Source organism: Bartonella sp. SL317 (genome assembly GCF_059687655.1).
In genome coordinates, this window is the sequence record NZ_CM185144.1 from 1,738,490 (window position 1) to 1,750,641 (window position 12,152).

Sequence of the window (12,152 nt, forward strand, 5' to 3'; positions counted from 1 at the left end):
TAAATTACAGAGATTTTTTTTGAGAGCTTAGCGAAGTTGAGCGGGTGCAGCATTGATTACGAAATTTATTTCATCTTCTTTTAGATAATTTCCTTTCTATTAAAAGAGATAGGTTGTACTATCTTTAATGGGGGGTATTGAACACGGCTTTATTTGAAGAAATTGAGTATTTCAAAAAAGTTGCAAAAGTATTTGCGCAGCATATTGTTCTTGATAGGGAAAAACTCATAAAGAAAGTAAAGAGAATGCCAGCTTCTCCTATGAATATTTTTCAATCTATTTTGTCACGAAAGTCAATTCGTGCTTTTACTAAACAATCAGTTAGTCTGGAAACAGTCAAAGAAATCTTAAAACTTGCAGCACGAACACCATCTGGAACAAATATTCAGCCATGGCAAGTAATTGTGCTTACGGGAAGTATATTACAAAAAGTAGGGCAAGAACTTTCCCAACTTGTGCTTTCAGGTGTAAAAGGAGAGCGTGAATATCATTATTATCCACGTCAGTGGCGCGAGCCTTATATTTCTAGGCGTCAAAAAGTTGGTTTGGATCTTTATCAGAGTCTTGGAATTGAAAAAGGTGATGAAGAAAAAATGATTCATCAAAAAGCACGAAATTTTTTATTTTTCAATGCACCTGTAGGACTCTTGTTTACAATGGATCATGATATGGAAAGGGGGAGTTGGCTTGATTTGGGGATGTTTATGCAGACCATTATGTTAGCGGCACGTGGATTTGGTTTAGATACCTGTCCTCAAGCAGCTTTTGCGGATTATCATAATCAGATTCGTAGGCTTTTATCTATCCCTTCTGATCGCCATATTATTTGTGGTATGGCACTTGGTTATCGCGATACGAGCGCTCCAGAAAACAATTTTGAGACAGAACGAGAACCTTTAGAAAAATTTGTACGTTTCATTGAAACATATCCATAGAATATTTTATATAATGAAGCATATTTTGTGAAGAGCCTTGGCATGATAAAAATATCCTTGGTTAAGAATCTCTCATCTTGGTTGAATTTTTACCATTGTATATTAACACTTATTTTACTACGTTTGGAAAATGAGCGAGTAAAGCAATGACTTTAGGAACATTGTCCGTTTTGAAGGTTGGCTAATAATGGAAAGCACTATAGAAAGAAAATGTTGGGTGGTCGCAAGGCGAGCAACATTCGTGTTTATCGCTGTTATTTTTTTAGTTTATCTCGCAATTTGATTCTAAACGGGATAAACGTTATAAAAGAAGCGTATATGCTCAAGCTGTACTGTAGTTTTGAGGGGATGCATGTTTTTATCTGTTTTTGAACTTTTTAAAATTGGGATTGGTCCTTCTAGTTCACATACAATGGGGCCGATGACAGCTTCCAATATGTTTTTGCAAAAGATACGAGACTTTTCTCAGTCATCTGATATTCAAGTTTCTCGTATACGTGTTTCTCTCTATGGTTCTTTAGCTTTCACAGGTATTGGTCATGCGACAGATAGGGCTATCATATTAGGACTTTTAGGAGAAAAAGCTTCCACGGTTGATCCTGATAGCATGGCATTCCTGTTAGAAAAAGTTATACGTGAAAAAAAAGTACAACCAGAAGGTCATCCTGCTTATCATTTTGATTCACAAAGTGACCTTATTTTTGAGCGAAAGGAAATCTTACCTGGACACACCAATGGGCTAGCATTTGAAGGACTTGATACGGAGGGGAATGTTTTATTGCGGCAGATTTATTATTCTATCGGTGGTGGCTTTGTAGTGACTGAGGATGAATTAAATCATATGAGTGATAATGTACAGCCAGAAGTGCCTGACGTGCCATATCCATTTGATTCTGCGCGTACAATGTTATCAATGGCAGAAAAATCAGGGCTTTCAATTGCTGAAATGAAGCGCTTAAATGAAGAAACAAGGATAGAGCGCTCTTCTCTGGATGCAGGGCTTGATAAAATTTTTTCAGCAATGACAAGTTGTATTGATAGAGGTCTTGCACAAGAAGGGGAGTTGCCTGGTGGATTACATGTTTTAAGGCGAGCTAAAAAGTTGCATGAAACACTTTTGGAAAAACAAAAGAAAAATTACAATTATCCACTTTGGGCAAATGATTGGCTTTCGGTATATGCTATGGCAGTCAATGAGGAAAATGCCGCTGGTGGTCGTGTTGTTACAGCACCCACAAATGGGGCGGCTGGTGTTGTCCCTGCAGTTTTGCGTTATTATCTTCAGTTTAATGATGATTCAGATCAAGAGGGAATACACAATTTTCTATTAACAGCAGCAGCTATTGGCGGTGTTATCAAACATAATGCCTCTATTTCTGGTGCAGAAGTTGGATGTCAAGGTGAAGTTGGAACGGCATCTTCAATGGCTGCAGCGGGGTTGACTGCGGCATTAGGTGGAACGCCGGCTCAAATTGAAAATGCAGCCGAAATTGCGCTTGAACACCATTTAGGAATGACGTGTGATCCTATTGCAGGTCTTGTACAAATTCCTTGTATCGAACGTAATGCAATGGGGGCTGTTAAGGCAGTAACGGCTTCTTCTCTTGCCTTATATGGTAATGGAAATCATTTTGTTTCTCTTGATGCTTGTATAGAAACAATGCGCCAGACGGGTCATGATATGAATGAACGCTATAAAGAAACAAGTAAAGGTGGTCTCGCAGTCAATGCAGTATCTTGTTAAGAATACGACCTTTTGTGAGGAGCTGGAATATTTTTCAATCTATGGTTGTAATCTTTGTGGAAGGTTCACATTGTTATTCCTAAAAAGGTTGAGTTTTTTGCTTATCAATCAAAATTCAAATTTAATTGACCAGCATACTTGAAGTAAATTGGAGGTGTATTTTGTGTTTTTTAACGAGGAGTAGTCTTTGCTAGCAAGATTTGAGGGAGAGTATTTCTTATATCTGTTTGATTTGTTCTCTGAAATGGAAAAACAGTCTCATTGAGAAAAAATAAGAGAGCGTAAAGTAAAATGAGCGTTCAATCTATCATTACTTTTTCCTAGATTTTATGACTTTAAAAAATTTCTGGAATAATACCTTTTAAGGAATGAAAAATTAAGCGTCGATATCTAGGCTAAATTCTTTAAATCTGAATGATTATGATGGGGGCGAGGAGACTTTAAAAATTTTAATTTGTTTTAAATGAAACTCTTTTAAACATCTAATATGGTCAGAAATACCTTGAAAAAACTCTAATTCGCAATAATTAAAAGATATATTATAAATATCTTATTCTTCGACTTTTATTTTATAAATCTTGTAGTGTCGAAAAAAATAAAATGGATACAATAGAATATTATCTTATTAGTTTGTTTTAAAGAGATATTTCTCAATATGCGTCACATCCATTTCACGACGGCGCCTGTGAATGGTATAATTGTAGATCTATTAATCACATCTTTATACTTAATAGAATAGCAAGCCTATAGAGATTTTGTTAACCCCAATCTTTGTGTGACAGATCTTAGCATTAAGAGAGGTAGAGGCATTTTAACTCCTTTTCTTGGAGGAGACTCATCACACCACATCGCTGTCCTAGCTTATAAAGTGGAAGAAAATGGTTTTGATTGCTTCAACATGAGAGAGATTTGAAATAAAAAAATCTTACGATATTTAAAACTCTCATCAATATACAAAATAAAGAACGATCTTTATAAATTAAATATCCTATATATGAAGAGTATAATGTAAGATTTCCATAAATGATATAAAATCTACAGAATATCAGCATCTTGATTGATAAAGAGAGAAAATAAATTTACCATTCTTTTTATCAATCCTCAATATTACAAAAATTCTTAATACTTAAGACAGTTCATAAGAGATATTTTGCTTCCTTTTTAATAGATTATATGCCAATTTTTTTCGTGATGAATAAATAAATAGTTTTGATTAATTCAATATAGGAAAATCTTACGAAAATTTTTATTGAATATGAAAAAATAAATTATCATTCTCCTCTAAGTTTTTTCCTGTTTGAATTTCATCAAAGAAAAATTGTCAAGCAGTTCATCATTATAAATTAAAATCTTATGAAAAGCGTATAGTGATCTTTAATTCTGATAATGTTTTTCGTTTTTTATTGAGAGTATTTGTATGTCTAAATTTCTTTGTCTGTTGGAAAGAAATATAAGAAAAAGGGCTTAGACTTACTTTTTACAGCGTTTATCGTTTATATTGTAGGGGAAATCGTTATTAAAAGGGAGGCTTGATTGAAGTTTTACAATAATCCCATCAAGTGATAAGTTATTTATCCAATAAAGATATTCATTTTTTCTAGAAAGATATCAAGGGTAGTTTTTGCTATTAAATCAAAAGTGCGAGAATATTTTGTATGTCCTAAAAAATGGTCTGATGGGAGGCTTAAAGATATCTATTGAGATTCTTGAAAAAGCTATCAACATAATTCTTACGACTTAAGAAAGAAATATGTCTGCTCAAAGGCTTTTCCAAGATGTAGATAATGATGCATAATAAAATCTCTTTTTTAGAGAGGGGCTGTCGAATTAAATATTTGTTGCTCCTAAACGGATTTTAATAGGTACATTACCAGTTTGGCTCGCAACGCGTAAATGAATACGTACAGGAGGCATTATAAGACGACGGTTGCGCATTGTTTGGCAAATGAGAAGGTTAACAAGAGATTGTGTATCTAATGCAGTTGGATTATATTTTAAACCAGCAAGTTTTGCTGCAGCATCATGAAGAGAACGCAATGAAAGAAGGGGTGATTGCTTCAATAAAATTTCTTTTTTATAGAATGAAGCAAAAGCATTATCTGTCATAATACTATCCTTAACGCAGAATTCAAAAACTTTTAGTAGGCTACAGTATAGCAGTTAAAATTTGCTTTCTTTAATGTAGAACAAGCATCAAATGCTTCTTTTTTTGATTGAAACCCTGTAAAGCGGGCTCGATAATAACGCCGCCCCTTTTTTTCAAACAGTTGCATATGTGAAGAGGCGTGCTTTAAAGTAGAAAAAGCTGTATTTTTTGCTTTTACAAGCAAAGTTTTAGCTTGTTTTTCACTAGGAAGAGAACCAATTTGGATAGCCCATCCGGCGTTTGTGGACAAAGAGGCAGTTAGAATTTTATGAGTTTCAACAGGCATCGTTTTTTGAGGGTTAGGTATTGGTATAATTACCTTATTTACAGCCGTTATTGCAATATTGGAGTTTTTAGGCTGCTCCGCAAATGCTGTCAACAGAGTCGAAATTTCATCATCAAAATTATTTGGATCAGCTTTAATGGTTGGTATAGGAGTATTGGCGCCATTGGGTAAGTGATAGTGTACAGAGGTCATTAAATGTTTACCACTTTTCATTTGGCTTGCTTTTGGTAAATAGTGATTCAATAAGCTCGCCATATGTTCGTCACGTGCCGTAGATGATTTACCTCCCATAACAACTGCGACAATAGAGCGTCCTTCAAGATGCATAGAAGTTGCTAAATTAGAACCTGACATTTGTGTGTATCCTGTTTTAATTCCGTCTACACCTTTCATTATTTTGACGAGTTTATTATGGCTGCTAATTGTATGTCCTCGAAAATTAAAGCTTTTTATTTTGAACAATTTATATTGTTTTGGAAAATGTTTACGTAAGGCTAATGACAAAGTGGCTATATCTCGTGCTGTAGAATAATTGTGCACATCGGGCAGTCCTGAAGCATTTGCAAAATGCGTATGTTTCATGCCAAGTTTACGGGCTTTTGCTGTCATCATTCGAGCAAATTTTTTTTCACTTCCTCCAAGGTATTCTGCAATGGCCACCGCAACATCATTTGCGGATCTTGTAATGAGTGCTTTAGCGGCAGCTTCAGCAGAAATCGTTTGGCCTGCTTTAAATCCAATTTTTGTCGGTGGACGCATTGCTGCATAATGTGAAACAGGAATTGGTGTATTGGGTGTCACACGACGCATCTGCATTGCTTCAAACAAGAGGTATAATGTCATCATTTTTGTTAAAGAAGCAGGATAACGCTTTAGTGTTGCATTGGCTTGAAAGAGCGTTTTTCCCGTAGAGGCATCAATAACGATGGCCGCATACTTATCAGGATAGGCTCCTTGAGGTGTCGCTGATGCCCAACAATAAGAAAAAGCTAACATAACAAAAGAAATTGCTATTTTTTTATAGCAGCGCATAATTTTCTGACCGTTAATATACACTTGCAGTATCCTATTTCTCCATTTACCCTAAAAACTTCTATAAAGCTTTCTTTTCTGTAATAAGCTGGTACAGTTTAGACGAATGGTATTACTAATTTGTTTACAGAAGTTATTTTATGAGTGATTTAAATCTAACCATAGGGGAAAGTCTTTTCTTATACGAAAGAGCTATTGCAATAGTTATGAAAGAACTTAAAATTAATAAAAAACATGCTGCATGGAAAACGATAATGGGACAAACACTCATAATAAGTACTATACCTTATACTATACCTTATACTATACCTTATACTATGCATAGTATTATGCATAATGAAAAGGGCAAGAATTGGGATGAAGGTAGGTATGGTGCCGTTATAATACCTAAAGCTAGACAAAAAATCCAAAAACCTAAATTATATCGCGTTCTTTTACTTAATGATGATTACACACCTATGGATTTTGTTGTTTTCATTTTGAAAAACTTTTTTAAAAAAAGTTTCGAAGAAGCAACGCAGATTATGTTAGATGTTCATCATAATGGGATAGGCGAATGTGGAACTTATACGTATGAAGTCGCTGAAATGAAAATAGAACAAGTAAGGGAGTGTGCACGTCAAAATGAACATCCGTTACAATGTGTAATGGAGTGGAAGTGAGGAATTATGCCATCTTTTACACCTAGCCTTGAAGAGGTTTTACATCGTGCATTAACAATTGCTACTCAAGCGCGGCATGAATATGCGACATTAGAACATCTGCTCCTTGCATTATTAGATGATGCTGATGCAAATTTGGTTATTCAAGCATGCCAAGTAGATGTGGAGGAATTGCGAGAGCGTTTAACCAATTATCTTCGTTCAGAGTTAGATGAACAAATTAAAGCTGATGAGGATACAAAACCTACGGCCTTTTTCCAGCGTGTTATCCAACGTGCGGTGATACATGCTCAATCAGCAGGAAAAGATGAAGTATCGGGAGCCAATGTTCTTGTTGCAATTTTTTCTGAACGTGAAAGCCATGCAGCTTATTTTCTTCAAGAGATGGGCATGACACGCTATGATGCTGTACGTTTTATTTCACATGGTATCACGCGTGATGATGGGTTATCCATGTTACTTGAAGGACTTGAAGAGCAATTAGATCAACAGATTTCAGATAATGGTGAAAGGGTAACAAGTGCTTTAACGAGTTATTGTATTGATCTCAATTGTAAAGCACGGACTGGAAAAATTGATTTATTAATTGGCCGTGAAAGAGAAGTCTCACGCATGATTCAGATTTTATGTCGAAGATCAAAAAACAATCCGCTTCTGGTTGGTGATCCTGGAGTGGGAAAAACGGCTATCATTGAGGGATTGGCAAAGCGTATTGTTGATGGACAAGTGCCTGAAATTTTATCAAATGCCACGATATTTTCTCTTGATATGGGGGGACTTGTTGCTGGTACCCGTTATCGCGGTGATTTTGAAGAACGATTAAAGCAAGTGATTAAAGAGTTTGAGTTATATCCAGATGCTATTTTATTTATTGATGAAATTCATACCTTAATTGGAGCAGGGGCAACATTAGGGGGAAATATGGATGCCGCAAATCTTTTAAAACCTGTATTATCTTCTGGAACTATGCGATGTATTGGGGCGACAACTTACAGAGAATATCGTAAATTCTTTGAACAAGACCGTGCTTTAGAGCGCCGTTTTCAAAAGATTGATATTAATGAACCTTCTGTTCCTGAGGCGATTAAGATTTTGCAAGGGATGAAGCCTTACTTTGAAGATTTTCATCAGATCAAATATACTGATGAGGCGATGAAGGCATCGGTAGAATTATCTTCACGCTATATGGTTGATCGTAGATTACCAGACAAAGCAATTGATATTATTGATGAAAGTGGTGCAGCGCAAAAGCTTTTACCACAAAAACAGCGCAAAAAGACTATAGGTATTAAGGAAATTGAAGCGACTGTTGCTACAATTGCAAGGATTCCACCCAAAACAGTTTCGCGGAATGATCAGAAGATATTAGGTAAGCTTGAGAGAGAACTCAAGCATGTTGTTTATGGGCAAGATCAGGCAATTTCCGTCTTAGTTTCATCCATAAAATTGGCGCGGGCAGGTTTACGCGAACCCGATAAACCAATAGGAAGTTATTTATTTTCAGGACCAACAGGTGTTGGAAAAACTGAAGTGGCAAAACAGCTTGCATCATCTTTAGGCATTGAACTCTTACGTTTTGATATGTCAGAATATATGGAACGCCATACGGTAGCACGCTTAATCGGTGCTCCTCCAGGATACATAGGGTTTGATCAAGGAGGTCTCCTTACAGATGCAGTTGATCAGAAGCCTCATGCAGTCTTATTGCTCGATGAGATTGAAAAAGCCCATCCAGAGTTATTTAATATTTTATTGCAAGTCATGGATTATGGTCGATTAACAGACCATAATGGCAAGAAAATTGATTTCCGTAATATTATTTTAATTATGACAACCAATGCTGGTGCTTCAGATATGGCAAAATCAGCGATTGGATTTGGAAAAGTCCATCGTGATGGTGAGGACATAGAGGCAATCAATCGATTATTTACACCAGAGTTTCGTAATCGGTTAGATGCAATTATTCCATTTGCGCCTTTATCGCACTTAATGATTAACCAGATCGTGCAAAAATTTATTTTTCAGCTTGAAGCACAATTAGCTGATCGGGGAATTTGTTTTGAATTAAGTCCTTCTGCAACTCTATGGCTTTCCAATAAAGGGTATGATTCTCAGATGGGAGCACGTCCATTAGGTCGTGTTATACAAGAATATATTAAAAAGCCATTAGCGGATGAAATTTTATTTGGAAAGTTACGCAATGGTGGCATCGTTCGCGTATTGACACAAAAATCAGATGGCGAAAAAGAAAGATTACAGTTAAAAATCTTCTCTTCCGATGTATCTACTAGCTTAAAGAAAAGTAAAGTGAAAAACTCTACAAAAAAACACGTAGAAAAGAAAAGCACAACATCTTAAGAACGTGTTACAAGAGGGCATATTATAGTGCAGCACGAATTTTTTTGGCATTTTCTTCAAGTATTTCTGTAGGCGTTATCACCTCATTGTGAGGAGTAAGTTCTATCCCTTCCATACGTGGTATAATATGGAAATGGAGATGGAAAACGGTTTGTTGGCTCGCCGCTTCATTAAATTGCATAACCGTTATACCATCTGCTTGAAAGGCTTTTTTGACAGCATTGGCAATTTTTTGAACAGCTTTAATAACAGGAAATAACGTTTCAGGATCAGCATCAAGTAAGTTTCTGGAGCCTTTTTTAGGAATAACCAGCGTATGACCTGGCGCTTGTGGCATGATATCCATAAATCCAATAACATCATCATCTTCGTAAACACGAACGGAAGGGATTTCATTGCGAATCAATTTAGCAAAAATATTGTTACTGTCATAAGTTTGTTTCATACAAATATTTCCTTTTATTGTAAGTTTAGAATTTTAATTTTAAAACAAAAAAATGCAAGTTTTATCAGAGTGTAAGACAAAGAACATTTTGACTTCAGTTATATTTAAGGGGGATAATTTCTTTGATAAAAATTTAGATCTCTATGATGGCTTCAACTTCTACAGGAACATCCATAGGAAGAGAGGCAACACCAATCGCAGAACGAGCGTGTTTTCCAATTTCACCAAGAATATTAACGAATAAATCAGAAGCGCCATTGGCAACAAAAGGGATATCGGTAAAATGAGAATCGACAGCCACAAAAACAGTAATTTTTACTACGCGTTTTATTTTATTTAAGTCCCCTAGAGTTGTTTTAAGTTGAGCGAGAATATTAAGAGCACAAGCTTCAGATGCTTGTTTAGCTTGCTCAGTATTCACAGTTGCACCAACTTTACCGATGGCTATTAGTTTTCCGTTTATAAGAGGAAGCTGTCCAGAAACAAAGATTTGATTGCCGCTTTGTGACGTGGTGATATAATTGGCAAGGGGTTGCGTTGCTTCAGGAAGAGTGATACCGAATTTTTCTAAGTTTTTTTCAATCACATTGGTCATAGTTTAAACTCCATAGCTGCTCTATATACATTCATTGCATAACCTATTTTTTGATGGAAGGAAATGTGTGGTTAATTAAGAAAAGAGCCTTTTTTGCTTTATTGTATAATGTTACGCAACAGGAATAAAGTTTGGAAATTGGGAATGATTAGATTATTATTTATAATAATTTTATATAGTATTTTTTCATGTACTGTGAGAGCTGAAGAGCCTATTTTTATTGTGCCTCATCGAGCAATTTATGATTTTAAGCTTGATAGCGTTTCTCATGAAATGGCAATTTCAGGGATGTCAGGGCGAATGGTTTATGAGCTTACCGGTTCTCCATGCCAGGGCTATAGCACACGTTTTCGTTTCATTAGCCGTATTCACGTTGAAGATATGCCAGTACGTTTAACAGATCAACAGACGACGAGTTATGAAACGGGGGATAGTCGTACATTTCGTTTTGATGTTATCGATCAAGAGGGAGAAGAGGTTGCACATCGTGCTGAAGGGGTAGCACAGCGTACTGAAGATGGACTTACAGTTACTTTAAAAAAGCCAAAGGAAAAAGAGTATAAGCTTGCAATGGCTGAATTTCCAATAATGCAACTAAAGAATATTATCCGCCATGCAAAAGCAGGAGATCACTTTTATAATGCTACTGTATTTGATGGGACCAATAAAGCTGATAAAGTTATAAAAGAAAGTATCGTTATTGGGAAAAAGACGGCGCTTTTATCTGATAGCGAAACGGAAAAAATGAAAAAATTGGATGAAGAAGAATATTGGCCTATTACAATTTCTTATTTTGATGATGCAGAAAATAAAGATGGTTTGCCGGTTTATCAGAGCAGCTTTCTCTTAAATGAAAATGGTGTCATGCGTGATTTTCGTATCGATTATGGCACTTTTTCAGTGCGTGCAAAATTGAGTAGTCTCGAATTCCTCGAACTTGGAAAAGATCTTGATCAATGTGAAAATGCAAATATTAAATGATTAAAGAAAATGACTTGAAAAAGAATCAAATATTAGTATGTTTGCGCTATTCCACACGCGGAGTTTGGGTGTTTGTAAATGATCTGTAAAGAAAGTTTAGAAAGCATCCGCCGGTAGTAGGTTTTCCTGCTTTTTCCGCGGAGGTTGAACCGGAAAGGATAAAATTTATGGCACTACCCGATTTTACAATGCACCAGCTTTTAGAAGCAGGTGTGCATTTTGGTCACCAGACACATCGCTGGAATCCTAAAATGACCCCCTATATTTATGGTCAGCGTAATAATATTCATATTATTGACCTTGCTCAGACTGTTCCACTTTTACATCAAGCGCTTAAACTTGTTTCAGATACTGTTGCCCGTGGTGGCCGTATTCTGTTCGTTGGAACGAAAAGGCAAGCTTCTGACATTATTGCTGATGCGGCGAATCGTTCAGCGCAATATTATGTTAATGCGCGTTGGCTTGGCGGTATGTTGACGAATTGGAAAACAGTTTCCAATTCAATACATCGTTTGCGTAAGCTTGATGAAATTCTTGCTGCTGAAACGCAAGGGTTTACCAAAAAGGAACGTTTAAATCTTGAACGTGACCGTGAAAAACTTAATCGTGCGCTTGGTGGTATTAAAGATATGGGCTCTGTTCCAGATCTTATTTTTGTTATCGATACAAATAAAGAAAATATTGCACTCCAAGAAGCAAAACGTTTGGGTATTCCAGTGATTGCTATTATTGATACCAATTGTGATCCTGATGATGTAACACATCCAATACCAGGCAATGATGATGCTTCACGTGCAATTTCGCTTTATTGCGATCTTTTTGCTCGTGCTGCTCTTGATGGTATTGCGCGCCAGCAAGGTGCAATGGGTGTTGATTTAGGAGCTCAAGTTGATGCACCTGTGGAGCCTATTTTGGAAGAAAATGTGGTTTCAGCAGTTCCTGAGTAATATAAAACGCCTAATTAAGGT

Annotated in this window: 10 protein-coding genes; 6 read left to right on the top strand and 4 right to left on the bottom strand. The window is 36.1% G+C overall.

All coding sequences use genetic code 11. The annotated features are described in order from the left end of the window. Positions 1-245 precede the first annotated feature (245 nt). A complete protein-coding gene (locus tag AC6ER9_RS07170) occupies positions 246-935 on the top strand; it encodes a nitroreductase (RefSeq protein WP_497075309.1) in 690 nt (229 codons plus the stop codon). A gap of 352 nt (positions 936-1,287) precedes the next feature. Continuing rightward, the gene (locus AC6ER9_RS07175) at positions 1,288-2,679 is read left to right on the top strand and encodes an L-serine ammonia-lyase (protein ID WP_497074073.1); all 1,392 of its coding nucleotides are present in this window, start codon (positions 1,288-1,290) and stop codon (positions 2,677-2,679) included. Positions 2,680-4,506: 1,827 nt separating this feature from the next. Here AC6ER9_RS07175 and AC6ER9_RS07180 read toward each other — a convergent pair. Then, positions 4,507-4,785, bottom strand: coding sequence for a hypothetical protein (locus AC6ER9_RS07180; RefSeq protein WP_497074074.1), 279 nt, complete (start codon positions 4,783-4,785; stop codon positions 4,507-4,509). Positions 4,786-4,817: 32 nt separating this feature from the next. Next, positions 4,818-6,167 (bottom strand): D-alanyl-D-alanine carboxypeptidase, encoded by a 1,350-nt coding sequence (locus AC6ER9_RS07185; protein ID WP_497074075.1) that lies wholly within the window; start codon positions 6,165-6,167, stop codon positions 4,818-4,820. Positions 6,168-6,397: 230 nt separating this feature from the next. Here AC6ER9_RS07185 and clpS point away from each other — a divergent pair, with 230 nt between their 5' ends. Both clpS and clpA read left to right on the top strand, forming a co-directional pair. Beyond that, positions 6,398-6,805, top strand: coding sequence for an ATP-dependent Clp protease adapter ClpS (gene clpS / locus AC6ER9_RS07190; RefSeq protein ID WP_497075310.1), 408 nt, complete (start codon positions 6,398-6,400; stop codon positions 6,803-6,805). Positions 6,806-6,811: 6 nt separating this feature from the next. Beyond that, the gene (clpA, locus tag AC6ER9_RS07195) at positions 6,812-9,163 is read left to right on the top strand and encodes an ATP-dependent Clp protease ATP-binding subunit ClpA (protein WP_497074076.1); all 2,352 of its coding nucleotides are present in this window, start codon (positions 6,812-6,814) and stop codon (positions 9,161-9,163) included. 22 nt (positions 9,164-9,185) lie between these two features. On the opposite strand, the gene AC6ER9_RS07200 is transcribed toward clpA, so the two are convergent. Then, positions 9,186-9,608 (bottom strand): HIT family protein, encoded by a 423-nt coding sequence (locus AC6ER9_RS07200; RefSeq protein ID WP_497074077.1) that lies wholly within the window; start codon positions 9,606-9,608, stop codon positions 9,186-9,188. Between the two features lie 133 nt (positions 9,609-9,741). Continuing rightward, on the bottom strand, positions 9,742-10,203 hold the full coding sequence (locus AC6ER9_RS07205; protein ID WP_497074078.1) for a RidA family protein: 462 nt from the start codon (positions 10,201-10,203) through the stop codon (positions 9,742-9,744). Positions 10,204-10,347: 144 nt separating this feature from the next. Here AC6ER9_RS07205 and AC6ER9_RS07210 point away from each other — a divergent pair, with 144 nt between their 5' ends. Together AC6ER9_RS07210 and rpsB are read left to right on the top strand one after the other, a co-directional pair. Continuing rightward, positions 10,348-11,184: a cell envelope integrity EipB family protein gene (locus tag AC6ER9_RS07210; protein WP_497074079.1), complete on the top strand. Its 837-nt coding sequence runs from the start codon at positions 10,348-10,350 to the stop codon at positions 11,182-11,184. A gap of 167 nt (positions 11,185-11,351) precedes the next feature. Beyond that, a complete protein-coding gene (rpsB, locus tag AC6ER9_RS07215; RefSeq protein WP_497074080.1) occupies positions 11,352-12,131 on the top strand; it encodes a 30S ribosomal protein S2 in 780 nt (259 codons plus the stop codon). Positions 12,132-12,152: the final 21 nt, after the last annotated feature.